The sequence below is a fragment of the Halomonas sp. 72 genome (assembly GCF_052379785.1).
GTDB classification, from domain to species: Bacteria; Pseudomonadota; Gammaproteobacteria; order Pseudomonadales; family Halomonadaceae; genus Vreelandella; species Vreelandella citrativorans.
The window spans coordinates 92,231-118,292 of record NZ_JBQSYY010000008.1 but is presented as its reverse complement, the minus strand read 5'-3'; the positions used below and the strand labels follow the sequence as shown (position 1 = coordinate 118,292).

The window sequence follows — 26,062 nt, the reverse complement described above, 5'->3', positions numbered from 1 at the left end:
TTTAAAGCACAGGCAGCGAAGCCATGACAACATTATCGGCCTCCTCTTGTTACCACTGTGGCAGCCCTGTTCCGAGCAATGCGCCTTGGCATATAACGCTGGACGCCACCACGTACCCGTTGTGCTGCCCAGGCTGCGAGGCCGTTGCCCATGCCATTGTACAGGGCGGCCTGGAGCGCTATTACCAGCAGCGCACTGAGCTGCCCGACACGCCTGCCGGAGAGACACTCGATAGCGATGCCTGGGCGTATTTCGACAGCCCTGAATTTGAGGCAAAATTCCGGAAAACGTTGCCCCCTGGCGTCGACAGTGACCAGTTAAGCGCTACGCTCGCGGTAGAAGGTATTACCTGTAATGCCTGTGGCTGGTTAATTGAACATCGCTTAAATGCGCTGAAGGGCATCACCTCAAGTGCCGTCGATTTATCACGGCATCGCCTTCACGTTAGCTGGCAACCCAGCAAGCTTGAGCTTTCCCAGCTACTGGCCGAGCTTGCCGGCATTGGCTACAGCGCCCTGCCTTTTGAGCCAGACCCTGCACAGGAACGCGGGCGCTATAAAAAACGCCTGTGTGCCTGGCGGCTGGGCGTATCGGGGGCGTGCCTTCTAGGTATCACGCTGCTCATGCTTTTTTTGCCGAGTGAAGTACGAGGGGATCTCAATACGCGTACTACTACGCTGCTTCACTGGCTTCCCATGGTACTGGCAACGCTTGTCATGCTGTTTGCCACGCCGCCTTTTTTTCGACAAGCGATTGTCGATATAAAGCGTGGCTTGTTGGGTCCGGCCATGCCTACTGCCCTGGCACTGGGCTGCGCTTACCTGGCCAGCGGCTACGCATCGTTTTTTCACGCAGGGGAGCACAACGTTGGCATGTACGTTGGCATGATTGCGCTGCTCACAACGCTGTTACTGCTTTTTGGCTGCGCTCGATCATTACCCATTTTAAGAAGCCCTCAAGACACATTTAAAGGAGCCCTACCCGCCACGACCATTCGGCGTTATCCCGATGAAAGCGAGCGAATTTTACCCGCGTGTGAGCTTTGCCCAGGTGATCGTATCGTAGTGAACGCGGGGCAGCGGATACCTGCTGACGGCATTATCGAGCAAGGCGCATCAAGCCTGAACACCTCACAGCTCACCGGCGAACCGCTCCCGGTGAGTTACGCGAAAGGAGATAGCGTGCTGGCAGGCTGCCAAAACCTCGAAAACCCGCTGGTGATTAACGTAGTCCAACCGCCTGCCCGCGCCCGTATTGCAGCGCTAGGCCCCCTGGTTGACGCTGCTTTTACTGGGAAGCACCTGGCCAGCATTAACGCACGCGGCGTGCACACATGGAGTGCTGGCCTGCTTATCATAACGCCAGGAGTGACAGCCCTCTGGTGGTGGTTTAAACCGCTAATGGCATTGGATGTACTGCTTTCGCTGCTAATAGCAGGCAGCCCGTGCGCACTGGCGTTGGCAACCCCAGCGGCGCTAACGGTCGCTTACCAGCAGTTACGTGCACGAGGCGTGGTGATAACGAATCCTCGCGCCCTGCTTTCATTGGCCACAACAACGCAGCCTGCCGATGAGGCGATAGCGTCTTGCTCAGACGTGGTCATACTCAGCCCACAAAGCGGGCGCTCCGTAGAAACCCTAGCCATTGCCCGCGCCACGCAGCGCTGCATACAACACTCAATGGGCATGGCGGCCTCCATCAGCGTGATAGCGCTTTGCCTAGCGGCAGTGGGCGCCCTATCGCCGTTTGGCGCCATCACGGGCGCTGGCGTCAGTGTGCTTGCCGTCATTGCTAATACGCTACGCTTTTCACACAGGCTATCTACTTCCAACGTATCCACCTCCCATTTATCCACTTCAGCAGTCAAAAGCGTGCCATGAACCCAACCGGGCTTGATCTTCCTCCGCTTATTGCCGCGTTCGTGTTTGGATTGATGGGCGGGGCCCACTGCATCGGCATGTGCGGAGGCGTCATGAGCGCATTAACCTTTGCCATCCCGCCCAGCATGCGTAGCTCGGCGCGTATGGGCGGCCTACTGCTAAGCTACAACTTGGGCCGAATATTAAGCTACATGACGGCAGGCGCGCTGGTAGCCGCGTTGGGCACCGTGCTTTCGCCCTCACTGCTGGCGCGCCAGCTGTTGCAAGGCGTTGCAGCGCTCATGCTGATTCTCATGGCGCTGTATATTGCTAACTGGTGGAAAGGGCTTTTGCGCGTGGAAGCCGTGGGCAAACGATTATGGCGTCACCTTGAGCCCTGGGGCCGACGCTTGATGCCGGTGGTTCATTTCCCCCAGGCATTCGCGCTAGGCGCCATTTGGGGCTGGCTGCCCTGTGGGCTGGTGTATTCAATGCTGGCCTGGAGCCTGGCGACGGCCCGGCCGCTTCAAGGGGCTTTATTAATGGGCGCTTTTGGCCTGGGCACCCTGCCTGCGCTACTGGCCACAGGACTTGCCGCACGCAAGCTTAATCATCTTATTCGTCACCCCGCGACAAGAACCATCGCCGCGCTCGTCATTATCGGCTTTGCCGTATGGCAGCTGTGGGCACTCAACATGCACTCAGGTGGGCATTCAGGCGGACACTCACACGCCAATCATTGACCTGGCGCAACGCACTACAGCGCTATGTTCTCTAGCCTATCGGTAGCTTTTAAAAACGTATTTTCAGCTACCGGAGCGCCTCTTCATGCCTGTATGTGCCACGGCTGTCCCCTCATCCGTTACTGCTACCGCGTCATCCAGCACCCGCTGGGATGACGCATTGCTGCGCCGTTATGATAAAAGCGGCCCACGCTACACCTCCTACCCGACGGCGCTGGCCTTTCACGAAGGGTTTACCGCCGAAGATGCGACCCAGGCCATTGAGCGCAGCAACGCAAGTCAGCGCCCGCTTTCCATCTATGTCCATATCCCGTTTTGTCGCAAAATCTGCTTTTATTGCGCGTGCAATAAAATTGCGACGAAAAACACCGCCCTGGCCGAGTCGTATCTCTATCGGCTAGATCGTGAGATGGTCCTGACGGCCCGCCATCTGGATACAAAGCGCCCTGTCAATCAGTTGCACTGGGGCGGAGGAACCCCTACGTTTCTTTCACTGGAACAGATGGGCGACTTGATTGACCGCCTGGACGCCCGCTTTGGGCTTTCAAGCGCACCAGAGCGTGACTACGCCATTGAGATTGACCCGCGCGAAGCCGATGTTTTAACCCTGCGCCATCTGCAGTCTTTGGGCTTCAACCGCCTGAGCCTTGGCGTACAGGACCTGGACCCACGCGTTCAAAAGGCGATTAACCGTCATCAGCCTCGCGTGCTCACCGAAACACTAATGGATGAAGCACACCGGTTGGGCTTTCGCTCGCTGAATCTGGATTTAATCTACGGTCTGCCCTTTCAAACGGAAAGGAGCTTCGCCAAGACACTTGAACAGGTTATCGCGTTAAACCCGGCGCGTTTATCCGTGTTTAATTACGCGCATTTGCCTGAACGCTTCAAGCCTCAGCGACGTATCAGCGTGGATGACCTGCCAGGTGCGGATGAAAAGCTTTCGATTCTGCGCACAACCATCGACATGCTGACCACTGCGGGCTATCAACATATTGGGATGGATCACTTTGCCAAACCCAATGACAGCCTGGCGGTTGCCCAAGCCAACGGCACCCTACAGCGCAATTTTCAGGGCTACTCCAGCCATGCCAGATGCGACCTGATCGGTCTGGGCGTGTCCGCTATTTCCCGAATAGGCGATAGCTATGCGCAAAACCCTACTGACCTGGCTAGCTACGAAGAGAACCTGGATCAAGGTCGACTGGCTATCGTGAAAGGCGTACGCTTAAATAAGGACGACCTAATAAGAGCCGACGTTATCGAACGCTTAATGTGCGATATGCGCCTGGATTTAGCAGCGGTTAGCCGGCAATGGCAGGTTAACGCCAACGACTACTTTGCCAGTGCGCTGGAAAGCCTACGCACTGCTGAGCAGGACGGGCTAATCGTTCGCCTGGGTGATACGCTTGAGGCGACGCCAATGGGCCGTTTACTGATTCGCCAGTTGGCCATGGCGTTTGATGCTTACCTTCCGGGGCACTCAGGCCAACGCTACTCAAGAATCGTTTAACCAACGGCATCAACGCCTGCGGTAGATAGCCATTTAGGCAAAAGAGAAACAGGGAGATAGTCATGCCACCCTCGACAAGCCAACGACGCTCGCTTCTTCAAGAAGCACGCTGCCAGACCTGCAGTCTAAGCTCGCTTTGCCTGCCGCTAGCGCTTGAGCTTGAAGACATGGGGCAGTTTGATGCCATCATCAGACGCCGGGCACCGCTGAAAAAGGGCGAAACACTGTTTCGTCAAGGCGACCGTTTTACCAGCGTGTATGCCGTTCGCTCAGGCAGCCTAAAACAGGTAACCAGCGAAGGTAATGGCAACGACCAGCTCACTAACTTCTTTTTGCCCAGCGAGCTTGTCGGATTGGACGGCATTGACGAAGAGCACTACCCAGGCAGCGTGATTGCCCTTGAAACCACCACCATCTGCGAAATCCCCTTTGACCGGCTGGACCTGCTTTCAGAGGAGCTACCAGAGCTTCGTGGTCAGCTGTACCGCAGTATGAGCAAGGAGCTTCGTGATGACCGACGCATGATGCGCCTGTTGTCGCGCAAAACCGCCGACCAGCGGCTGGCCAGTTTCCTACTGACGCTTTCAGAGCGTTTTCGGCGTCGGGGTTACTCGCCTTACAGCTTTAGGCTTTCAATGGCGCGTGCGGATATCGGCAATTATCTGGGGCTGGCGGTTGAGACGGTCAGCCGTATCTTGAGCCGTTTTCAGCAGCAAGATGTGGTGGCCGTCTCAGGGCGCGAGGTTAACATCCTCGATATGCAGCGGCTTATAGCGCTTGCTGAAGAGGAAGAGCCGGTGATTAGCTCACGTTAAATGCTTCAATACGCCCCGCCATGAGTGCTTCCTGTTTGGTTTCCAGTCCCGCAAAGTCAAACAGGTCGCGGTCGGCTAGCTGCGAAGGCGCGACGTTAGTGACCGCTTTAAACATGCTTTCCAAACGACCCGGATGCTTTTTGTCCCACTCGGCCAGCATTTCCTTAACGACCTGACGCTGCATGTTCGGCTGCGAACCACACAGGTTACAGGGAATAATCGGGAACTCCATCAGGCGCGAAAACTCCGCAATATCCGCCTCTTTACAGTAGGCCAGCGGACGAATCACGACATTCTTGCCGTCATCGGAAAGCAGCTTGGGCGGCATTGCCTTCAGGCTGCCGCCAAAGAACATATTGAGAAACAGCGTTTCCAGAATATCTTCACGATGATGGCCAAGGGCGATCTTGTTGGCGCCGATTTCTTCGGCAAACCCGTAAAGCGACCCGCGCCTTAACCGCGAGCAAAGCGCGCAAGTTGTCTTGCCTTCCGGCGTTTTTTCTTTCACTACCGAGTATGTATCGCGCTCCAGAATGCGGTACTCCACGCCGAGTTTTTCCAGATACCGGGGCAGTATATGCTCAGGAAAACCAGGCTGCTTTTGGTCCATATTGACCGCCACCAGTGAAAAATTTACCGGCGCATTGCGCTGCAGGTTGCGTAAAATCTCAAGCATGGTGTAGCTGTCTTTACCCCCCGAGAGGCAGACCATGATCCGATCACCTTCATTGATCATTTGGTAATCGATAATTGCATTACCTACCTCGCGCCGCAGCCGCTTTTGCAACTTGTTGAATTCGCGTTTCTGTTTGGCATCCTCAAGCGCCGGCTGGCCTTGCAGGTCAGGCGTCGGTGCAACGGTTGCCGCGGCGGGGTCAAAATGATCAAGGTGTTGCATGATATAAGCACTGCCAATGGTAGAAGGAGCAGCCGCTATTCTAACAAGACTCCCGCCGTTCACCCAACTGGCAAAATCACGTCGTTACTATGGTCATAACTACGGTCATCACTATGGTTATCAATACGGCCATCGGCACAGGCGCCATTACGCTTGAAGCTAACCCGATTGCGCCATATCACGCTGTAAGCGCATATACAGCAAGGCGCTTGCGGTGGCCTTACCTAACAATCTCTGGGTCGAGATAGCAGGCACTTGCCAGCAGGCCAGCGCCTCGGAAAACGGTTGGGAAGACTCCACTAACGGGTGTAAACGGCGCAATTGGCGTTGATGCAGTTTGGCCACATCGACCTGAACATTAGGCAGCCCAAACCCGAGGTGCGTTCTAAAAGCTCTATTAAGCATGCAAAACTGCTGGTCCAGTTGCCACCCGACCAGCGGCCGGTTGCCAATAAAATCGGTAAACGCATGCAGTGTCTCGGCACAGAGGGGTACCGCCGTGGCGGGATTGTAAAGCCGCCGATGCTGGCGCAGCGCCGTCTGGTCAACCGTTTGTGGGTCGGCAAACGTTGCCACCCACGCCTGGCTTGTGTGCACTTGCTGTTGATTAAGTACCACAGCAGCCACACTTAATACCGGCGTTTCACCGGGTAGTGATTCACAAGCCAGCGCCACTAGCTCTTCCCCCATATAGGGCTGGAAAAGCCAGGCGTAAGGCGAATTCGCATAGCGGCGCCGATCTCGCTCACGCTTAAACGTTCTGCGCAGCGTTTGCCCCAGCAGTGCCATGCCTTTTTTGCTGCCTTGCATAGCGCTGCTCATGAATACTCTAAATGGTAACGATAGGAGAGGCGCTGTTTAAAGTCTTTAACGATATGTAGCGACTCGCGCAATAAATCGCGCTCAAGCGACGAGAGCTCTTGCACCACCACGTGATTGGAGCGCGCATCGTCCATATCCTGCCCGCTAAGTTGCTGTTTAAGACGCAGCTCGGTCAACAGTGAAAGTGCCTCTCCTAAATCATCAGCTGTGCGCCGTTCAAGACGGCCATCATCAACCAGTGCCTCCAACCTACCCAGCGTCGAGGTTACGCTGATGCGCCGCTCAAGCGCCATGGTACGTACACCGTGGACAATCGGAAAAATGCCGCCTTTTTTGATATCGATACCGTGCTGAGGCTTTTTAAGCGAACCAAAAAGCGTCAGCGGTGTTGAAAAACGTAGAGCCGCACGCGCAAAGTAGGAAAGCAGAATTTCATCATGGGCACAGCGCGCAAATAGCGCCTCGCGCACGCTTTCAAGTAAACATGGATTACCTGCCATTGAATGAGCGTCCAGCATAATGGCAAGCTTCATTAAACTATCGCCATCGCGCACGTTGGCCCATTGAGCAATACGCTTCTTCCACTGAGAAACGCTGGCAACCCACTCGGGGTTAGAGACCATAATATTACCAGGGCACGGCGGGTAACCCAGTTTTATGAGCGTCTCGGTTAAGGCCTGCATATCATCGGCGACACTTGGCCACTGGGCGTCGTCGTCTAAAATCAGACCATTATCCTGATCCGTTTTCAAAATTTGCTCGCCGCGCCCTTCACTCCCCATCACCATCAGGCAGCTATGCTGATGATGCTCCTCATTGATAACAAAATCCCAGGCCTTGCTCATAATCCGGCCATTCAAGGCCGCCAGCAGGTCCATGGCAAAATTAAGCTTAACGCCTTGTGCCATAAGAGCCGTGACGAGTTCAGGGGTACGATGACTAGCAACTGCCAACGTTTCCAAGTCATCAGCCTGCTCCACCTGCAGACTAACAACGTAACTTCGACTGGAAAAATAACTCAGCACATCCGTCAGCTCGACCACGCCTTTTAACGCGGCCTGCTCCATCACCACAACGCGGGTAACCTTGTGCCGAGTCATTAACACCAGGGCTTCAAACAGGTACTGCTCAGGCGTTACCGTAACAAGGGAGAAGTGCGCCACCTGACCCACCAGAGTGGCTGACGTGAAGCCGCTCACGACCAGACCATTGAGCAAATCGGTTTTCGTCACCATGCCAAGCTTGCCTTGGGTTTCCACCAGCAGGCTGTCAGCATGGCTTTCGTTAAGCTTTTCAACCGCCCCGGCAATAGTGGTAGAAGCATCCATCAGCAGGGGCGCTCGCATACATTCACTAATGCGGGCCAGCATAAAGCCTGCCATGGTGACGCCACCGTCGGCGCGCTTTTCTGTCAACAAGCGCGCCTTGTGAGCAAGTGACTGCCTAAAGAACTGCTCAAAAGGAGGGTACTGGCGACACAGCTGGCTAAACAGAAGGCTGGGCATGGTGTAGCAAAGGCACTCCTGCTCAGCCTGAAAACGGTAGCGGCTTTTTCCGTTCAAGATGCTAATGGCGCCAAACAAGTCCCCTGCCGTGTAGTGCCCAATGTGAGCACTTGCCGCAGGCAAGGAAGGGTCTATCTCAGCGACGTCTCCCTTATGAATAAGAAAAACGTAAGCACCCTGCTCGCCCATTTCCAGGATAATGTCATCGCGGTCAAAATAGGCAAGGTCCATGCCTCGACGAACATGCTCGCGCCCCGTGTCATCAAGCAAGGTAAATGGCAGTTGGGACAAATCAACATCAACCATGGGCATGTCCTTACACTACAAAAGAAAAAAGCGACGTCCGTAAAATTGGAAGTACGTCAATCAACGGGTGAAGTACTTCTTTCTGGTTTACGGTGCTTAAGAGCCAGCCTACTACTTTTTATTAGTAACGGTAGCGTCAGACGACTGCCTAGCATAAGTCCTTCTCAATAAAGTAAACCGATTAACCCAAATAAGCCTGTACAGAAACCTGCCACTAAGAAACACATACTACTCTATATACCTTTATCTATTATTCCAACGTCGCCTCGACGTTGGTTTAAACGACTAAAGTAGCACCTACCCAGCAACTAACCGTTAGCATTGAACGCTATTTTAAAGTAGCAAATATTATCTTTTAACCAAACCCTAGACCATCGTTCAACTAACGAGTAGTCTGCTGAAAAAATGCACATAAAAACGCTAATATTCAGCCATTTGAAACTCTTTATTTAGTCTATAATAGATAGTGATACCAAAGTCTGGGATTATTTTTTAGCGATTATTGTTCAGTATTGACAATGCATCATTCAGGGTAATTGCACAGTGCTAACCAAAACTTACCAAAATCTCATAAAATGCTTGTATCAACGGCAACAACCAATAACCAACCAAGAGACAAGACCAAGCGGTAGGTAGTTTTAGCGTGCAATTACCCTGACATGCTAAACGCTATTCCTGGTGAACTTTCCAAACCTAAAAACACAAGTGGAGAGCAACACAATGGCAGATGACAAATCCAATGCTGCGGAATACTGGAAAGCCAACGTTCGTTTAATTACTGGATGCCTTATTGTGTGGGCATTCGTGTCTTACGGATGTGCGATTTTGTTTAGACCGCTTCTAGCAAGCATTCAAATAGGGGGAACAGACCTGGGCTTCTGGTTTGCTCAGCAGGGCTCGATCCTTACCTTTATTGCTCTGATCTTCTTCTACGCCTGGAGAATGAATCAGCTCGATAAGAAATTTGGCCTTGAGGAGTAAGTCAGAATGAGCCAATTTGCAATCAACCTGCTTTTTGTAGGCGCCTCCTTTGCGCTCTATATCGGTATCGCGATATGGGCGCGCGCGGGCTCCACAAAAGAGTTCTATGTGGCTGGCGGTGGTGTTCACCCGATCACTAACGGTATGGCCACAGCGGCCGACTGGATGTCAGCGGCCTCGTTTATTTCCATGGCGGGCCTGATCGCCTCTGGCGGTTACGCCAACTCAACCTACCTAATGGGCTGGACCGGCGGCTTCGTTATTCTGGCTATGCTGCTCGCTCCCTACCTGCGTAAATTCGGCAAGTTTACCGTTCCAGACTTTATCGGTGAGCGCTTCTATAGCCGTACCGCTCGGGTAGTCGCGGTTATCTGCCTGATTATCGCATCGGTTACGTATGTTATCGGGCAAATGACCGGGGCTGGCGTTGCCTTTTCACGCTTTCTGGAAGTACCTAGCACTTGGGGCATCTGGATCGCTGCGGGGATTGTTTTCCTGTACGCCGTCTTCGGCGGTATGAAGGGCATCACTTATACTCAGGTCGCCCAGTACATCGTACTAATTGTGGCCTACACCATCCCGGCTGTGTTCATTTCCATGCAGTTGACGGGCAACCCCATCCCCATGTTCGGTATGTTCAGCTCCCACACGGAATCTGGCCTGCCACTGCTGCAAAAGCTTGATGATGTCGTCATGGCACTTGGATTTCAAGATTACACCGCCGACGTCGACAACAAGCTGAATATGGTGCTGTTCACGCTCTCGCTAATGATCGGTACCGCTGGCCTTCCCCACGTTATCATTCGCTTCTTCACGGTTCCCAAGGTGGCTGACGCACGCTGGTCTGCGGGCTGGGCGCTGGTCTTCATCGCTCTGTTGTACCTAACAGCGCCAGCCGTAGCCTCCATGGCACGTCTGAACCTGATGACCACCATTTATCCGGAGCTAACCGGCCAGGTTGAAAATTATGAGGAGGCCAGTGCCGAGCCAATCCTCTACGAAGATCGTCCTGAGTGGTTCCGCACCTGGGAAGAGACTGGCCTGATCACGTTCTTTGACTTTAACGATGATGGCCGCATCCAGTTCTATAACGATGCCAACACTGAGTTTGACGTTATCGCTGATAGTCGCGGCTGGGAAGGCAATGAGCTGACGGTCAACAATGACATTTTGGTTCTGGCTAACCCTGAAATCGCCAACCTACCCGGCTGGGTAATTGGCTTGATCGCGGCGGGCGGTATTGCGGCCGCCCTCTCGACAGCGGCGGGTCTGCTTCTCGCTATCTCGTCGGCGATCAGTCATGACTTAATCAAGAACACGATCAACCCGAATATCAGCGAGAAGAAGGAGATGTTAGCAGCACGTATCTCAATGGGCGGGGCTATCTTGCTGGCCACCTATCTTGGCTTGAACCCGCCAGGGTTTGCGGCACAGACCGTCGCCCTGGCCTTCGGTATTGCCGGCGCCTCGCTGTTCCCGGTACTGATGATGGGTATTTTCTCAACTCGCATGAACAGCACCGGAGCCGTGGCCGGTATGCTGTCAGGCCTGGCGTGTACCCTGCTGTATATCTTTACCTACCTCGGCTGGTTCTTTATCCCGGGCACCAACATGCTGCCCAATACGCAGGATAACTGGCTGTTCGGTATCTCCCCGCTCTCCTTCGGTGCGGTGGGTGCCATGATCAACTTTGCCGTTGCCTTCCTTGTCTCTAGCATGACGGCGCCGCCGCCTAAAGAGATCCAAGAGCTAGTGCAAAGCGTACGCTATCCAAAAGGTGCTGGTGCCGCAGTTGATCACTAAGCCATAATCGTTCCTGAATGCGCTCGCCAGAGCGCATTTCACGGAATCCATGTCGAACCGGGCTTCCTTTGGGAAGCCCGTTCTCTTTCAGGAAATCGCTTTATGATATGGCACTTGATTGCCGCTATTTTTGCTGCACTGGCCGCTGCGGGGATTGGTTTGATTCTGCGCAATCTATCTCGCAACCGGCTTCCTAAATGGATAGTGCCGGTGTTTGCGGGGCTGGGTATGCTCGGTTATCAGATTCACGTGGAGTACTCGTGGTTTGAGCACAAACAACACCAGTTACCTGAATCATCCGTCATCGTCAGTAGTGCCACCGGAACAGAAGTATGGCGCCCATGGACGTTTGTTTTCCCCATCACGACCCAGTTTAGCGTGGTGGATAGCGACAACATTATTACCCGCGATATTGAAGGCGACCAGGTGGTAGAGTTTATTCTTTACCAGTTCATTCGCCGTCATACTGATTTTGTGTCTACTCAACCCTACTTGCTGAACTGCGAAAGCCGTGAACTGGTGCCGCTAAGCAACGAGGCTGGCGAGGCGCAGTTGAGCGAACTTCGCCTCTTGCGCGAAACATCCACGCTGTTAGCCACCGTATGCGGGAATGCCGACGCATAGGAGAGACGCAAGCGTTGCTCTTCGCCTAGAATGGGGCTCTTTACACGCGCCGCTCGCTGGGCGAGATAAACGTTGGTGGGGGAAATAGGCATGTTTCACGGTGGGCTGCTGGTCGCGGTATCCTTTCTTTATATCGCGATTCTCTTCGGTATTGCCTGGCACGGCGACCGCCGTGCCCGCACCCACGGCTCCAGCCGCCGACGCCCCTTCATATATAGCTTGGCGCTGGCCATTTACTGCACCTCCTGGACATTTTACGGCGCGGTAGGCCAGGCAGCCACGGCAGGCTGGTCCTTTGCGAGTATTTTTGTTGGTCCTATCCTGACATTTTTACTGTTTTGGCCGGTTCTCGCCAAAATGATCCGCGTTGCCAAACACCAAAACGTCACTTCTATCGCGGACTTTATCGCCTCGCGCTACGGAAAGACGCAGTCGCTTGCCGCGTTTGCAAGCCTGGTCGCGCTGATCGGAACGCTTCCCTATATCGCGCTACAGCTAAAGGCTGTCTCGTCCACGTTTAGCGTGCTAACCGATGCCAGCGATAGCGTGGGAAGCCCGCTCTTTGGCGACACCGCCTTTTATATAGCCGTTATTATGGCAGTGTTTGCCATTTTGTTTGGTACCCGTCATACCGATGCGACCGAGCACCATGAAGGCTTGATTCATGCCGTCGCGTTTGAATCCATCGTCAAACTTGTCGCATTTATTGTGCTAGGCGCCTTTGTTACCTGGGGCATGTTCGATGGCTTGAGCGAGCTAATGGGGCACGCAGAGAGCCAGCTTGGCCTTCAGCGTCAGCTCGCCAACCAGGACTTCGGCCAAAGCTTTTGGGCACAAACGCTGCTCGCGATGCTGGCGATTCTCTGCCTGCCACGTCAATTTCATGTCGCCGTGGTTGAAAATATTCACCCGGATGACGCCACCAAAGCCCGCTGGCTGTTTCCGCTTTATCTGTTGGCTATCGCTTTTTTCGTTGTGCCTTTGGCCGCAGCCGGGTTACTGCTCTTTTCAGAGAGCGGCGTCGAGCCTGATACCTATGTGTTGGCGCTTTCCATGGCCTCGGGCCATGAGTGGTTAACGCTGCTGACCTTCATTGGCGGGTTTTCAGCCGCCACCGGCATGGTGATTGTTGCAGCAGTCGCCGTTTCCATCATGATTTCCAATGAAATTGTTATCCCGGCCCTGTTCCGGTTGCGCTGGTTTGATACCAAAGCCCGCGACTACGGACGCCTGGTCCTGCGAGCCCGTCGCATCACCATTGCTGTCGTGTTGGCGATGTCCTACGGCTTTTACCGACTCATCGTCGAGCTCACTTCGCTTGCTTCTATCGGCATGCTCTCCTTTGCGGCCGCCGCGCAGTTTGCCCCTGCGGTCATTGGCGGGCTTTACTGGAAACGCGGTAACCGGTTGGGCGTTATCGTGGGAATGAACGCAGGCTTTGCCATCTGGGTTTACAGCCTCTTGTTGCCCGCCATGACGAATGCCGGCGTGCTGCCCCTGGCATGGCTCTCTGACGGCCCGATGGGGATTGCCTGGCTCTCTCCCACTGCCCTTTTTGGCCTGAACCTGGGGGATAGCTTTACCCATGGCGTCATGCTATCGCTGGGCGTTAACCTGTTTTGCTATATCTTCATCTCCCAGGTGACCTCGCAGCGAGTGGTTGAGCGTATCCAGGCCTCGCTATTTGTCGATAGTGTTGAAACGCGCCAGACCTCGGTGAACCGCCCGTGGACAGGTGCCACGACGGTGGGCGACCTAAAAGTATTATGTGAGCGCTTTTTGGGCGCAAGCCAGGTGGAACGGGCATTTGAGGATTACGCGCGCCGCCTGGGCAAGCCACTGGACTACAGCACACGCGCCTCCATTGATGTTATTCAATTTACCGAGCGGTTTCTTGCCTCGGTACTCGGCGCATCCTCGGCACGCATTGTCGTTAACTCAGCGCTACAAGGACGCGGAATCGGCATTTCCGATGTTATCTCTATTGTGGATGAAGCGTCACAGGTACTGGAGTTCAACCGGGCACTGCTGCAGGCCACTATCGAAAACATTAACCAGGGGATTAGCGTTGTTGACCAAAATCTGTGCCTGGTCGTCTGGAACCAACGCTATCTTGAGCTGTTCCGCTTTCCCGACCATTTAATTCGCGTCGGCGCGCCAATTGATCGCATCTTCCGCTATAACGCTCATAACAGCGAATATGGCCCGGGCGACCCCGAAGAGCATGTCCAGCTACTGCTGGATAATATTCGCGAAGGTCACCCTCATCGCTACGTACGCTATCGTCAGGATGGCAGCGTGCTGGAAGTTCAGGGTAACCCGATGCCCGGCGGTGGATTTGTTTACACGTACCAGGATATTACCCAGCAAAAGCGGATTGAAGAGGCACTGATTCGTTCCGAAAACAATATCCGTATTTACACCGATAATGTCCCTGCGCTCATTGCCTACTTTGATAAAGAGTGCCGCTACCTGTTTACCAACCGCGCCTATGAGCAAGCATTTAACATTGATCGTAATGCGGTGATTGGCCGGCGCTTTGAGGATGTGCTGTCACTTAAGCAGTCAGAAGAGCGTGGCCCTTGGGTCGCCCGAGCACTGAATGGAGAACGGGTAAGTTTTGAAGTCTCCATGCACGTCAACGATGTCATGCGCCATATGCTGGTCACCTATACCCCTCACTTTGGCGACAGCCAGTCGATTCTGGGCTTTTTCTCGCTTTATCAAGACATTACTGAGCGTCGACAAGCTGAAATAGCGCTTGAAGAGACCAATGAAACACTAGAAGAGCGCGTTCGCGAGCGTACCCAAGCACTTTCTGAAGCCAACGCCGCCCTGCGTCAGGAGAACCGTGTTCGCGCCGAGGCCGAGCAGGCCCTGCGCCAGGCCAAGCAACTGGCGGAAGATGCCAACGCCTCTAAAACACGCTTTTTAGCAGCAGCAAGCCACGATTTATTGCAGCCGCTGAATGCTGCTCGGCTGTTTACGTCAGCGCTTATGCAAAACGTAACCACTCCGGATACGCAGCGTACCATCGGGCATATTGATAACTCGCTACAGGCCGCTGAAGAGCTGTTGAGCACGTTGCTGGATATCTCCAAACTGGACGCCGGCGCGCTGACACCGCGCCGCAGCCACTTTGCACTCGCCGATATATTCCGCCCGCTGCGCGCTGAATTTGAAGTCATGGCCGATAACCGCGGCCTGGATCTCAACGTTGTGCCAACCCAGCTATGGGTTGATTCGGACCCGCAGATGCTGCGCCGGATCGTGCAAAACTTCCTTTCCAACGCGGTGCGTTATACGCAGGATGGGCATGTGCTGCTGGGCTGTCGTCGCCAAGGGCAGCGGCTTTTAATAGAAGTCTGGGACAGCGGCCCCGGCATCCCCGAGTCCAAGCTCACGGAAATCTTTCAGGAGTTCCGCCGTCTGGATCAGGTATCGCGTCACAAGGAGAGTGAAAAAGGCCTGGGGCTTGGGCTCTCGATTGCTGACCGCATGAGCCGAGTGCTTGACCACCCGATTAAGGTTCGCTCCTGGGAAGGTACTGGTACCGTGTTCTCCGTCAGCGTGCCTGTAGTAGCGGCCAGGGCAATCACCGCTGCCGAGCAGCAAGAGCCTACCAACCGGCGCAGCGGCAATAAGCTAGCCGGTGCGCGCGTTGTGTGTATCGACAATGAAACCCTGATTTTGGAAGGCATGACCGCCATGCTCAGCGGCTGGGGGTGTGAAGTCTTTACCGCCACCAGCATTGGGGGCGCTAAATCCATCCTGCGCAACATGGATGGCGACCCGGATGCGATCCTCGCTGACTACCACCTGGACAATGAAGTGACCGGCTTGATGGCTCTGGACGCACTGAGCGAGCGTTTATCGGGCGCGGTGCCCGGCATTGTGATTACCGCTGACCGTACCGAAGCCGTTGCGGACAAGGTCAAACGCGACGGCTATCAACTGCTGCTGAAACCGGTAAAACCTGCCGCCCTTCGCGCGCTATTGACCCGCACGTTACAGGCCAGCCGGGCCAATACCTAGCCTATATGTACCGCAGAAACAAACCGCTTACGTTGTGCGTAAGCGGTTTTTTTTAATCACGCCACGAGAGCGTTTATGACTCGACTTTAGGCGGCTCGACTTCCAGTTTTTGCGCCGCAATGACCGCTTGTGTGCGCGAATGAACGCCCAGCTTGCGTAAAATCGCCGTCACATGAGCTTTAATCGTTGCTTCAGAAACGTTGAGCTCGTAGGCAATCTGCTTATTGAGCAGCCCCTCGGTTAGCATATTCAACACACGAAACTGCTGGGGCGTTAACGAAGCAATCGCTTCAGCAAAGCGCGACTCCTCTTCACTGGTCTCTTCCAACACGTTAGCCAACGCCTCTGGCAGCCAGACTTCACCCTGAAGAATTTCGCCTACCGCTTCAGCAATCAGCTGCAACGACGATGATTTAGGAATAAAGCCCGAAGCACCGTAGTCAATTGCCCGCCGCACGACGTAAGGTTCATCACTGCCCGACACCACCGCCACCGGAATATCCGGCATTTGGCCACGCAACTGAATGAGCCCTGAAAAGCCATGCGCACCTGGCATGTGCAAGTCCAGCAAGATCAGGTCGGCATCAGGATGGCGATTAACCACTTCCGTTGTGGCTTCCATGGTGTCGGCTTCGACAATCTCAGCCTGCGGGGCTAATTGGCGCAAGGCCTGAGTGAGCGCTGCACGAAACAGCGGATGGTCGTCTGCAACGATAAACTTATGGGCTACTGCCATGGATATTCCTCCGGTTCCTCGTGCAGCGGAAATACGTGCCGCTACGACGCTAGGCTCAAACGGTCAACGCATGGTACCCCAAGGTTTCTTCATGCCCAAGCATACCTGCATATTTTGTCATCATTATGTCACCCTTTTAAACGCAACAGTGCCGACCCTCTGGTCGGCACTACAACGCATAAGCGCAGCATGCTGCTATTTGCGCTCTTTTTGGCTGACACTCATCAACTTACGTAGCACTCATCACGCTTAAGCCACTGAGTAGTAAGCTACTATTGATTGGCTCGATGCTCAATCAATTCGTCAACCACTGAGGGATCAGCCAGCGTGCTTGTGTCCCCCAGGCCATCACATTCGTTGGCCGCAATCTTGCGCAAGATACGCCGCATAATCTTGCCCGAGCGCGTTTTAGGCAGCCCCGGCGCCCATTGGATCACATCGGGGGAGGCAATAGGCCCAATATCTTTACGTACCCACTGGGTCAGCTCTTTCTTAAGCTCATCAGATGGCTCAATACTATCGTTCAGTGTTACATAGATATAGATGCCCTGCCCCTTGATATCGTGGGGGAAACCTACCACCGCCGCTTCAGCCACCGCCGAGTGCGCAACCAGCGAGGACTCTATTTCTGCGGTGCCCATGCGATGGCCCGACACATTAAGCACGTCATCCACACGTCCGGTAATCCAGTAATAGCCATCTTCATCACGACGGCAGCCGTCGCCGGTGAAGTACATGCCATCGTAGGTGGAGAAGTAGGTCTGCACAAAGCGTTCGTGATCGCCCCAGATAGAGCGCGCCTGCCCCGGCCAGGAATCAAGGATCACCAGATTGCCTTCGGCGGCGCCTTCAAGCTGGTGGCCTTCGTTATCCACCAGGGCTGGTTGTACGCCAAAGAAGGGCAACGTGGCAGAGCCAGGTTTTAGATCCATTGCGCCGGGCAGCGGAGAAATCATGATGCCGCCGGTTTCCGTTTGCCACCAGGTATCCACAATGGGGCAGTTTTCGTTGCCAATCACCCGATAGAACCACTCCCAGGCTTCCGGGTTAATCGGCTCGCCTACCGAACCCAGCAGGCGCAGGCTGTCGCGTGAGCTGGTGCTCATCACGTTGTCACCATGGGCCATCAGGGCACGCACGGCAGTGGGCGCGGTGTACAGAATGTTGACCTTATGCTTATCAACAATTTCACCCAAGCGCCCGTGAGTCGGATAGCTGGGCACGCCTTCAAACATCAACGTGGTCGCACCGTTGGCAAGCGGCCCGTAGACGATATAGCTGTGTCCGGTCACCCAGCCCACATCAGCGCTGCACCAATAGACCTCGCCCTCCTGGTAATCAAACACATACTGGTGAGTCATGGCGGCGTAGGTAAGGTAGCCACCCGTCGTGTGCTTAAGGCCTTTAGGTGCACCTGTTGAGCCGGACGTATACAGGATAAACAACGGATCTTCGGCGCCCACCGGCTCGGCGTCGCACACCGCTTGCTGTCGATCAACCAATTCATCAAACCAGAGATCGCGGCCTTCTTTCCAGTCGATGTCACCGCCGGTACGTTTTACGACCAGTACGTTCTTGCAGACGTCGGTGCCTTCGCGGGTGAGTGCTGAATCGACGTTCTCCTTGAGCGGCACGTGTTTGCCACCACGCACTGACTCGTCGGCGGTAATAATCAGTTTGGAATCAGCACCAATAATCCGCTGGGCTACCGCATCGGGCGAAAAGCCACCAAAGACGACCGAGTGGACCGCACCAATCCGTGCGCAGGCAAGCATTGCCATGGCCGCTTCTGGGATCATGGGCATGTACATCGTCACCGTATCGCCTTTCTCAACACCCAGCGACTTCAGGGCATTGGCCAATTGGCAGGTGCGCTCATGCAGTTCACGATAGGTAATGTGCTTGGATTCATCAGGATTATCGCCTTCCCAGATAATCGCCGTTTGATCACCGCGCTGTTCAAGGTGCCGGTCAAGGCAGTTGGCACTCACGTTGAGTACGCCGTCCTCAAACCACCGAATATCCACATTATCCCGTTTAAATGAGGTGTTCTTGATGATGGTTGGCACTTTAATCCAATCAAGACGCTTGGCCTGCTCTGCCCAGAAACCTTCGGGATCATCCTTGGACTGCTGGTACATGGCCGTGAACTTTTCTTTATCGGCCCAGGCGTTGGCGGCGATAGCATCGCGCACCGGATAGACGTTTTGATGTTCGCTCATAGTTGCCTCATGTCCGTAGAAACGCACTCTCAATAGGAATGTAGTCGGTATTATTCTTTGTTGCCCCGACACCACTGAATGTTCCCCTAGCATAAACCTCCCTTAGGCGGCTTCCTCTTAGACATTGGTATTAACATTTTTTATTTAAAAAACAGCAACCTGGATGACTTTCAACGATTATCGTAAGCGATATAGACCAACGTCTCCTGGCAATGACGACAACGATAGCGGCGCCCCTTGTTAACTAGCGCATGACGCCTGGCCGTCAACAGGTGTTCACGGCAGGCGCACTGATAGCGGTAAGGTGCAGGCTGAGCCTTATGAACGTCGAAGCGGTGGGTAACGTGAGGGGCTAGCCCAAACAAGTCCCGCATCACGGTTTTCCACTCTTGCCCGTGTGGTTTTAAGCGTCGCCCATCACGTAGATGAAACACCAGCCAATGCGCCATCTCATGCGGAATCACATCGCTAAAAAACGCAGTACGATTGTCACTAAGCAAAATAAAATTAAACCGCAGGCCACCGCGCGCCCAATGGGCTTGCCCCGCTGAAGCGCCCTTTAAGTCAAACCATACCCGGGGCCGCGGCAACTGCGGATACACTTCCAGGCAGCGCTGCCACGCTTGCTCGACCCGGCTTAATGCCGCTTTTTGTAGCGCCTCGGGTGACAGCGCCGCCAATTCATCTTCCGGCCAAGGCGGCAGCGGCAATGTACCCGTTAGCGATGCGCCTATTAGTGATAAACTTGTCATTAATGAATGCCTAAATGATGGTTACCCATTAGTATCATTTTTTAAACGACCCAACTCATGAGGCTTGCTATGGCAGAGCGCCCCGACGATGCAAACGCGCCAGAGACTGTCCCTCCGCAGCCACTGCTGACCGATGAGCAGCTCGACAGGCTGGATGATTTCCTCGACTCAGACCAGGTCGATGAAGACGCGCTGGACGTGATCTCCGCCCACGGCTTTCTCGTGGCACTCGCGGTAGCCCCCAGCGAAGTATCACCGGCCCAGTGGCTCGTTGAGCTGTTTCAAGGCGAACCGCGCTATGCCGATGATAACGAGCGCAATGAAATTGTTAATCTGCTAACCCTGCTGCGCAACAATGCAATGGCCGTGCTGGAGCAAGGCGGGCTTCCTGAACTGCCTTTTGATTTAACCCTGGATGGGCTGCCTGCGGAAGAAACACCGATTGGCGACTGGTGCGCGGGCTTTATGGAAGGCGTCTTCAGCGATGAAAGCGCGTGGTTCCAGGAGGATGAAGAAGCCGCGGCAACACTGCTTTTGCCCTTTATGCTGCTTTCCGGGCTATTTGATGATGAGCCCGACATGGCCGAGATGGCAAGCGACACGGCACACCAGGAAAGCCTGGTCGCGCAATTGCCAGAGCTCGTGCTTGATTTGTATTTGCATTACCGCGTTCCACCGGAAACGCCCAAACCCAAGCCGCGCAAAAAAACGCCTGCCAAGAACCGCAAGCGTCGCTAAGTCAGTGTTCATTCAACCCGGTATCGTTACTTAAGCCGGGTAATCACTGAATCCAGCGTACCAAATATCCATTCAAAGGCGCGCTGCTTCCAGGAGCGCGCGGCCCACTCCTCGGCCAGCACTTCCTTGCTGGCCGAAAAATTACGCTCAAACATAGCGCACACATCCTGAGCAAGCCGCTCGTCCATCACTTCCTGATTGGCCTCCAGGTTCCAGTGCAGATTCCAGTGATCGAAGTTACACGAGCCAATACTCACCCAGTCATCCGCGAGTACAAATTTGGCATGAATAAACGTCGGCTGGAATTCGTAAATGCGTACGCCCGCTTTAAGCATCGACTGATAAAAACGTTGTCCTGCGTAACGCACGCTGGGGTGGTCATGCTTCGCGCCGGGCAGCAAAAGGCGTACATCCACGCCCCGCTTTGCAGCCCGCGCCAAGCGACGGCGCAGTGTAAACGTAGGCACGAAATAGGGCGTACAGAGCCAAAGGCGCCCTTGAACGCCCTGCACCCGGCGGTAAAGCGAGTGACGAATCGCCTGATACCGGTAGCCTCGGCCCTGTATGGCTCGGCCGATTGCCCCGCCTTCAAACGCCTCTGCCTGGCGCTGTTGAGGAAGAGGCGCCGGAGGACGCTTATCCTCTGCGCGTGTTAAGCGCGAACGCCAAAGGGTGCGAAAAAGCATCTCCCAGTCGGCGATGACCGGGCCTTCAATACGCACGGCAATGTCGTACCATGCCTCTAAAAATTCATCGACGGCGCCAAACCCACCGGTAAAGGCTATTTGTCCATCGACCACTATAATTTTGCGGTGGTCACGACTAAGGTTCCGGGCCAGTGAGTGGAGCCCCACCGGATTGAAAAAGCGCAGCGCCACGCCCGCGTCAAGAAGCCGCTCGCGGTCGCTGCTAGCAAGCCCCTTGGAACCAAAGCCATCCAACAGCAGATACACCCTTACACCCCGCTGGGCTGCCGTTGTTAGTGCTTGTATCACCTGGTCAGCAAGCGCTCCCGACTCCATCAAGTAAAGCTCAACCAACACATAGTGATTGGCGTGGTTGATGGCTTCAAGCATGGCGGGTAGAAAGCGAGACGCCTCTGGCAGCAGGGTAAATCGATTGCCCGCATGCCATGTCAGGGGCTGATACTTCATAGCGCTCTGCTCCTGATGAAATACCTCGTTAATGCGTAATGGGTATCGACTCAACGATGAAGCGACTGCTTAACATAGAGATCATAGCGGCTGGTCTTTCCCTCCAACACATGCTGAGGCGCGGGGCCTGCAATCGGAGGGGCTTTACGGGGACGTTTTACCACCACCCGGTGTGTCGCTACCTCCAGAGCGGCTTCCAACAAACGCGGCGCATCATCGTCATCGCCCGCCAATTCGCGAAACAGGCGCATCTCTTTTTTGACCAGCGCCGACTTTTCCCGATGCGGAAACATCGGGTCCAGGTGCACGACCTGTGGATCAAACGCGGCCTTGGCAACCAACGCTTCAAGCGACTGAGCCGCGTCGCCATGGCGTAAGGTCATGCGAGCGATGATATCAGCGATATCATGCGCTTTAGCGGCTCTCAGCAGGCCGTCTTCCAACAGCGCGGCAATCGCGCTGACACGCTCAACCAGCAGCACATGAGCGCCCAGTGCAGCCAGTACAAAGGCATCCCGCCCAAGCCCTGCCGTCGCATCGACAACGCTTGGCGTCACGCCTTTAGCAAGCCCGCACGCCTTGGCAACCAGTTGGCCTCGCCCACCGCCAAACTGACGCCGATGGGCTGCTTTACCCGTCACGAAATCAACGCTTAGCGGTTTACCATAGCGTTTTTCATCCCCTGCCAGCACTAAACGTCCCTCGCAATACGTAAGCGCCAGTCCTTCTGGGAGTACGGCCTTTTCAGGCAGGCTCATGCCGGCTTTTTCCAGGCAACGTTATTGCGCAAATACACCGGCTGAGCCAGATGCGCCGGCTGACCTAACCCTGCCGCTAAATCATCGGCACCCAACCAGGCCATCTCTTCAGCACGAGGTTCCATATCAACCAGGTGCTGGCTCATGCTCACTTGCACCGTGGCTGCAAAGCGCTCCCAAAGCGTAAAACCTGAGCCTACGCCGACCCAGTCAGTTTCAGCTTCAGGTAGCGAAAACGCTTCCGGGGCCAACACGGCTTCAGCTTGTTCCAGACTCACGCTATCGTTCAAACAGTGCCATGTGGCCGCGTAGATCTCGCCCATACGCGCATCCAGAGCAGTGACGATATAGCGAAAGTGAAAGCGCCGGTGGGCCTGGAGAGCCAACGCCTTGAGCGTTGAGACGCCGAGTAATGGCCGGTCCAAACCAAAGGCCAAGCCTTGTGCCGTTCCGGTAGCGATTCTCAGCCCGGTAAATGAGCCCGGCCCTTGTCCAAAGGCAATGGCGTCGAGCGCCGCCGGTGTAATCTGCGCTTGCGCTAACAGCTCGTCCACCATCGGCATTAACCGCCGAGTATGCGCACGCGGCGTCATCTCGTAGCGCGCTAGACATTCGCGGTCAGCGCCGTTCTGACGTAGCAGTGCTACCGAGCAGGCGCTGGATGAGGCATCTAGCGCAAGAAGGTGTAACGACATAGCAATTCCGCACTCGTGATAAGTAGTCGAACATTATACCTTTAGTGCGCCCATACGACGATGGCCCGCGCTTGGCGGGCCATCGGCTTAGCGAGCATCGTTTAATCAGCCAAGGGCTTCTTTTACCTGGCGCGTAATATCGGCAACGCTGCCTACGCCTTCAACACGGTGGTACTGGGGCGCTGCTTCAGCGTCCTTGTTTGCCCACTGCTGGTAGTAATCCACCAGCGGTGCCGTTTGATCGTGATAAACCGACAAGCGGTTACGCACGGTTGATTCCTGGTCATCTTCACGCTGAATAAGCTGCTCGCCCGTTACATCGTCTTTGCCAGGCTCTTTAGGCGGATTATGATCGACGTGGTAAACACGCCCGGACGCCGGGTGAACGCGGCGACCCGCCAAGCGGTTGACAATTTCTTCATCCGGGACAGCGATCTCAAGCACGTGGTCAATCTTCACGCCACCCTCTTTCATGGCATCGGCCTGAGGGATGGTCCGCGGGAACCCGTCAAACAGGAACCCATTCTCGCAATCTGGCTGGCTGATACGCTCTTTCACCAAGTCAATAATGATCTGATCAGACACCAGGCCACCACTGTTCATTATCTCTTTAACTTTTAGCCCCAGCTCGGTGCCGTCTTTGATTGCCGCGCGTAGCATATCCCCGGTGGAAATCTGAGGAATCTTGAACTGCTCGCAAATATATTGAGCTTGAGTCCCTTTCCCCGCGCCGGGGGCACCCAACAGGATTAAACGCATGGCCACTGCTCCTTGAAAGTAAAACGCAATAAAATGAATTAACCGACAATAACCGGGCCACTCATGCGGCACAACTCCCCAAAAGCCTGAGAAGGGTATTTTTGTAAGATTTTTTTAAATAAAACAGCCAAGTGATGCACGCCAGGCGCACCGACCGCCTCGTTTGAAGCGCTAAACGCAAACGGCGCCCATCACTGGGCGCCGTTGACTAAACCTAATTTGCAGCTACTTTCTCATATACTGCTGCGTGGATTGCCGTGATACCGCATCAAACGGCGCCACGACAATCCACATCATGCCGACAACCTGATTACAGCAACAAGCGGCGAATATCGGTCAACACATCCGCCAGGAATGCCGTGAAACGCGCAGCATCCGCCCCGTTAATCGCCCGGTGATCATAGGAAAGCGACAGCGGCATCATCAAGCGCGGTTGGAAGGCACCGCCATCCCAAACCGGCTTCATTTGGGCTTTGGAAACACCCAAAATAGCCACCTCAGGCGCATTCACGATCGGCGTAAACGCCGTGCCACCAATCGAACCCAGGCTCGAAATAGTGAAACAGCCACCGGTCATCTCTTCCCGCTTGAGCTTCTTGGTTTGTGCCTTTTTACCCAGCTCTGCCATGTCCTTGGCAATCTCGATCAAGGACTTCTTATCGGCATCACGCAGTACCGGCACCATCAAGCCATCAGGGGTATCAACAGCAATACCGATATGAACGTAGTTCTTCCATACCAGCGTTTCGCCGTCGCCTTTTAAGCTGACATTAAACTGCGGGAACTTACGCAGCGCAAAAGCACACGCTTTCACCAGGAAGGGCAGCGGGGTTAACTTGGCCCCCTGCGCTTCGGCTTCGGCTTTCATCGACTTACGGAAGTTCTCAAGCTCGGTGATATCCGCTTCGTCAAACTGGGTCACGTGGGGCACGTTGAGCCAGCTACGATGCAGATTGGTCGCGCCCATTTTCAACAGGCGGCCCATCGGCTTCTCTTCTACTTCACCGAACTGGCTGAAGTCGACTTCCGGAATCGGCGGAATACCGGCGCCACCCGTGGCGGCAGCTGCTCCGCCCGATGCTTGCGCCTTGCCCTGGTTCGCAATGACCTGCTTCACATAGGCCTGAACGTCCTCTTTGAGCACGCGCTCTTTGGGGCCGCTGGGCTTAACCAGGCCAATGTCGACGCCAAACTCGCGGGCCAGCATACGCACGGCTGGGCCTGCGTGTACCAACTTGCCATCACGCGGCTTGTGCGCGGCCATTTGCGCTTCAGGGCTGGGCGTACCGCCTACGGTTGATGCGCTCTGCTTGGCAGTGCTCTTCTCAGCGGTTTTCTGAGCAGTCTCCTTCTTCGGCGCTGGCTTGGAAGCGGCTTTCTTCGCGCCCGCTACTTCCATATAACCAATGATATCGCCTTCAGAAACGGTATCACCCTCTTTAACGGTCAGCTCAAGGAGCTTGCCTTTATAGGGGCTGGGAACGTCCATGGAGGCTTTATCAGATTCCAGCGTAATCAACGGATCTTCTTCGCTGATCTCATCGCCTACTGCCACACCGATCTCAATAATCGGTACGTCGGTAGAGCCGGAAATATCCGGAACGCGGATCTCCTTGCGCTCTGGCTCGCCGCTGGCCGCGTCGTCTTCGCTGTCGTCGCTGCGGGTATCTTCAGGTTCGCTGCTGGAGGCGCTCGCCTCTTCCTCAGCAGGCGCTTCATCATCGGCCTCGTCGCCACCTTCACCTTCGACTTCCATCTGGCCGATAACATCGCCTTCAGAAACCGTGTCGCCTTCTTTAACGGTAAACGCGACAATTTTGCCGGTATGCGGGCTCGGCACATCCATGGAGGCTTTATCAGACTCCAGGGTGATCAGCGTATCTTCAGCATCGATACTATCGCCTTCACTCACCGCGACTTCGATGATCTCAACGTTGTCAGAGCCGCCTAGGTCCGGCACCTTGATATCCACGGTTTGCTTACCGCCACCGGATTTCCTGGCGCTTTTCTGCTCGGACTTGGACTTCTCTTCGGCCGCAGGGGCTTCTTTCTGCTCGGGTTCGGACGCTTGCTTGTCGCCCTCTTCCTCGGCATCGCCGCCGCCTTCCGCTTCCAGCTCAACGATATCGTCGCCTTCGGAAACGGTATCGCCTTCTTTAACCAGCACTTTAACGACTTTACCGCCCTTCGGGGCCGGTATATCCATGCTGGCTTTATCAGACTCCAGCGTGATCAGGGTGTCTTCCGCTGCAATGACGTCGCCTTCCGACACCGCGATCTCGATGATTTCGACACCTTCGCTACCGCCGATGTCGGGCACTTTGATGATTTCGCTACTCAAGGT

20 protein-coding genes are annotated in these 26,062 nt (G+C 54.9%); 9 read left to right on the top strand and 11 right to left on the bottom strand.

Annotated elements, in window-relative coordinates:
- Positions 1-23: 23 nt before the first annotated feature.
- The 4 genes from ACT3T6_RS09975 (at position 24) to fnr (ending at position 4,930) form a co-directional block, all read left to right on the top strand.
- Entirely contained in the window at positions 24-1,880 is a 1,857-nt protein-coding gene (locus ACT3T6_RS09975) for a heavy metal translocating P-type ATPase metal-binding domain-containing protein (RefSeq protein ID WP_193053270.1), read from the top strand.
- Positions 1,877-2,602, top strand: coding sequence for a sulfite exporter TauE/SafE family protein (locus tag ACT3T6_RS09970; protein WP_193053271.1), 726 nt, complete (start codon positions 1,877-1,879; stop codon positions 2,600-2,602). The genes ACT3T6_RS09975 and ACT3T6_RS09970 overlap by 4 nt, the downstream gene beginning before the upstream one ends.
- 85 nt (positions 2,603-2,687) lie before the next feature.
- Positions 2,688-4,115, top strand: a complete 1,428-nt coding sequence (gene hemN / locus ACT3T6_RS09965; protein ID WP_193053272.1) for an oxygen-independent coproporphyrinogen III oxidase — start codon at positions 2,688-2,690, stop codon at positions 4,113-4,115.
- A gap of 62 nt (positions 4,116-4,177) precedes the next feature.
- Positions 4,178-4,930, top strand: coding sequence for a fumarate/nitrate reduction transcriptional regulator Fnr (gene fnr / locus ACT3T6_RS09960; protein WP_087106005.1), 753 nt, complete (start codon positions 4,178-4,180; stop codon positions 4,928-4,930).
- Here the strand turns inward: fnr and ttcA are convergent.
- From ttcA to ACT3T6_RS09945, 3 genes are all read right to left on the bottom strand, one after another.
- The gene (ttcA, locus tag ACT3T6_RS09955) at positions 4,917-5,828 is read right to left on the bottom strand and encodes a tRNA 2-thiocytidine(32) synthetase TtcA (RefSeq protein ID WP_193053273.1); all 912 of its coding nucleotides are present in this window, start codon (positions 5,826-5,828) and stop codon (positions 4,917-4,919) included. The genes fnr and ttcA overlap by 14 nt on opposite strands.
- Before the next feature lie 159 nt (positions 5,829-5,987).
- Positions 5,988-6,638 (bottom strand): DNA polymerase III subunit epsilon, encoded by a 651-nt coding sequence (locus tag ACT3T6_RS09950; RefSeq protein ID WP_193053274.1) that lies wholly within the window; start codon positions 6,636-6,638, stop codon positions 5,988-5,990.
- Between the two features lie 8 nt (positions 6,639-6,646).
- Entirely contained in the window at positions 6,647-8,461 is a 1,815-nt protein-coding gene (locus ACT3T6_RS09945) for a putative nucleotidyltransferase substrate binding domain-containing protein (RefSeq protein ID WP_172117424.1), read from the bottom strand.
- A 720-nt stretch (positions 8,462-9,181) separates the two neighbouring features.
- Between ACT3T6_RS09945 and ACT3T6_RS09940 the strand changes: the two genes are divergently transcribed.
- The 4 genes from ACT3T6_RS09940 (at position 9,182) to ACT3T6_RS09925 (ending at position 15,904) form a co-directional block, all read left to right on the top strand.
- Positions 9,182-9,442, top strand: a complete 261-nt coding sequence (locus ACT3T6_RS09940; protein WP_087105999.1) for a DUF4212 domain-containing protein — start codon at positions 9,182-9,184, stop codon at positions 9,440-9,442.
- A gap of 6 nt (positions 9,443-9,448) precedes the next feature.
- On the top strand, positions 9,449-11,245 hold the full coding sequence (locus ACT3T6_RS09935) for a sodium:solute symporter family protein (protein WP_193053275.1): 1,797 nt from the start codon (positions 9,449-9,451) through the stop codon (positions 11,243-11,245).
- 102 nt (positions 11,246-11,347) lie between these two features.
- Positions 11,348-11,869 carry a hypothetical protein gene (locus ACT3T6_RS09930; RefSeq protein ID WP_172117421.1) on the top strand — a complete coding sequence of 174 codons (522 nt, stop codon included), beginning with the start codon at positions 11,348-11,350 and terminating at the stop codon, positions 11,867-11,869.
- A gap of 90 nt (positions 11,870-11,959) precedes the next feature.
- Positions 11,960-15,904, top strand: a complete 3,945-nt coding sequence (locus ACT3T6_RS09925; RefSeq protein ID WP_172117420.1) for a hybrid sensor histidine kinase/response regulator — start codon at positions 11,960-11,962, stop codon at positions 15,902-15,904.
- A 73-nt stretch (positions 15,905-15,977) separates the two neighbouring features.
- On the opposite strand, the gene ACT3T6_RS09920 is transcribed toward ACT3T6_RS09925, so the two are convergent.
- The 3 genes from ACT3T6_RS09920 to ACT3T6_RS09910 form a co-directional block, all read right to left on the bottom strand.
- The gene (locus ACT3T6_RS09920) at positions 15,978-16,640 is read right to left on the bottom strand and encodes a LuxR C-terminal-related transcriptional regulator (protein ID WP_016916171.1); all 663 of its coding nucleotides are present in this window, start codon (positions 16,638-16,640) and stop codon (positions 15,978-15,980) included.
- 272 nt (positions 16,641-16,912) lie between these two features.
- Positions 16,913-18,862, bottom strand: coding sequence for an acetate--CoA ligase (gene acs, locus ACT3T6_RS09915; protein ID WP_193053276.1), 1,950 nt, complete (start codon positions 18,860-18,862; stop codon positions 16,913-16,915).
- A 170-nt stretch (positions 18,863-19,032) separates the two neighbouring features.
- Complete coding sequence (locus ACT3T6_RS09910) at positions 19,033-19,614, bottom strand: SprT family zinc-dependent metalloprotease (RefSeq protein WP_193053277.1); 582 nt, start codon at positions 19,612-19,614, stop codon at positions 19,033-19,035.
- Between the two features lie 69 nt (positions 19,615-19,683).
- On the opposite strand from ACT3T6_RS09910, the gene ACT3T6_RS09905 reads away from it, so the two are divergent.
- Positions 19,684-20,352: a YecA/YgfB family protein gene (locus ACT3T6_RS09905; RefSeq protein ID WP_172117417.1), complete on the top strand. Its 669-nt coding sequence runs from the start codon at positions 19,684-19,686 to the stop codon at positions 20,350-20,352.
- A 26-nt stretch (positions 20,353-20,378) separates the two neighbouring features.
- On the opposite strand, the gene ACT3T6_RS09900 is transcribed toward ACT3T6_RS09905, so the two are convergent.
- The 5 genes from ACT3T6_RS09900 to aceF all read right to left on the bottom strand — a co-directional run bounded on the left by ACT3T6_RS09900 (position 20,379) and on the right by aceF (position 26,059).
- The gene (locus tag ACT3T6_RS09900; protein WP_172117416.1) at positions 20,379-21,506 is read right to left on the bottom strand and encodes a phospholipase D-like domain-containing protein; all 1,128 of its coding nucleotides are present in this window, start codon (positions 21,504-21,506) and stop codon (positions 20,379-20,381) included.
- 50 nt (positions 21,507-21,556) lie between these two features.
- Entirely contained in the window at positions 21,557-22,264 is a 708-nt protein-coding gene (locus ACT3T6_RS09895) for a class I SAM-dependent methyltransferase (protein WP_172117415.1), read from the bottom strand.
- Positions 22,261-22,959, bottom strand: coding sequence for a tRNA (adenosine(37)-N6)-threonylcarbamoyltransferase complex dimerization subunit type 1 TsaB (tsaB, locus tag ACT3T6_RS09890; RefSeq protein ID WP_172117414.1), 699 nt, complete (start codon positions 22,957-22,959; stop codon positions 22,261-22,263). The genes ACT3T6_RS09895 and tsaB overlap by 4 nt, the downstream gene beginning before the upstream one ends.
- A gap of 105 nt (positions 22,960-23,064) precedes the next feature.
- On the bottom strand, positions 23,065-23,718 hold the full coding sequence (adk, locus tag ACT3T6_RS09885) for an adenylate kinase (protein WP_172117413.1): 654 nt from the start codon (positions 23,716-23,718) through the stop codon (positions 23,065-23,067).
- A 310-nt stretch (positions 23,719-24,028) separates the two neighbouring features.
- Entirely contained in the window at positions 24,029-26,059 is a 2,031-nt protein-coding gene (gene aceF / locus ACT3T6_RS09880) for a pyruvate dehydrogenase complex dihydrolipoyllysine-residue acetyltransferase (protein ID WP_193053278.1), read from the bottom strand.
- Between the last annotated feature and the right edge of the window lie 3 nt (positions 26,060-26,062).

Bases quoted from the DNA above. Each gene is read 5' to 3' on its own strand.
- ACT3T6_RS09930 (WP_172117421.1), top strand. From the start codon at position 11,348: ATGATATGGCACTTGATTGCCGCTATTTTTGCTGCACTGGCCGCTGCG.
- ACT3T6_RS09945 (WP_172117424.1), bottom strand. From the start codon at position 8,461: ATGGTTGATGTTGATTTGTCCCAACTGCCATTTACCTTGCTTGATGAC.
- tsaB (WP_172117414.1), bottom strand. From the start codon at position 22,959: ATGTCGTTACACCTTCTTGCGCTAGATGCCTCATCCAGCGCCTGCTCG.
- ACT3T6_RS09910 (WP_193053277.1), bottom strand. From the start codon at position 19,614: ATGACAAGTTTATCACTAATAGGCGCATCGCTAACGGGTACATTGCCG.
- ACT3T6_RS09905 (WP_172117417.1), top strand. From the start codon at position 19,684: ATGGCAGAGCGCCCCGACGATGCAAACGCGCCAGAGACTGTCCCTCCG.
- ACT3T6_RS09950 (WP_193053274.1), bottom strand. From the start codon at position 6,638: ATGCAAGGCAGCAAAAAAGGCATGGCACTGCTGGGGCAAACGCTGCGC.
- fnr (WP_087106005.1), top strand. From the start codon at position 4,178: ATGCCACCCTCGACAAGCCAACGACGCTCGCTTCTTCAAGAAGCACGC.
- ACT3T6_RS09925 (WP_172117420.1), top strand. From the start codon at position 11,960: ATGTTTCACGGTGGGCTGCTGGTCGCGGTATCCTTTCTTTATATCGCG.
- ACT3T6_RS09940 (WP_087105999.1), top strand. From the start codon at position 9,182: ATGGCAGATGACAAATCCAATGCTGCGGAATACTGGAAAGCCAACGTT.
- adk (WP_172117413.1), bottom strand. From the start codon at position 23,718: ATGCGTTTAATCCTGTTGGGTGCCCCCGGCGCGGGGAAAGGGACTCAA.
- ACT3T6_RS09975 (WP_193053270.1), top strand. From the start codon at position 24: ATGACAACATTATCGGCCTCCTCTTGTTACCACTGTGGCAGCCCTGTT.
- hemN (WP_193053272.1), top strand. From the start codon at position 2,688: ATGCCTGTATGTGCCACGGCTGTCCCCTCATCCGTTACTGCTACCGCG.
- ttcA (WP_193053273.1), bottom strand. From the start codon at position 5,828: ATGCAACACCTTGATCATTTTGACCCCGCCGCGGCAACCGTTGCACCG.
- ACT3T6_RS09900 (WP_172117416.1), bottom strand. From the start codon at position 21,506: ATGAAGTATCAGCCCCTGACATGGCATGCGGGCAATCGATTTACCCTG.
- ACT3T6_RS09895 (WP_172117415.1), bottom strand. From the start codon at position 22,264: ATGAGCCTGCCTGAAAAGGCCGTACTCCCAGAAGGACTGGCGCTTACG.
- acs (WP_193053276.1), bottom strand. From the start codon at position 18,862: ATGAGCGAACATCAAAACGTCTATCCGGTGCGCGATGCTATCGCCGCC.
- ACT3T6_RS09935 (WP_193053275.1), top strand. From the start codon at position 9,449: ATGAGCCAATTTGCAATCAACCTGCTTTTTGTAGGCGCCTCCTTTGCG.
- ACT3T6_RS09970 (WP_193053271.1), top strand. From the start codon at position 1,877: ATGAACCCAACCGGGCTTGATCTTCCTCCGCTTATTGCCGCGTTCGTG.
- ACT3T6_RS09920 (WP_016916171.1), bottom strand. From the start codon at position 16,640: ATGGCAGTAGCCCATAAGTTTATCGTTGCAGACGACCATCCGCTGTTT.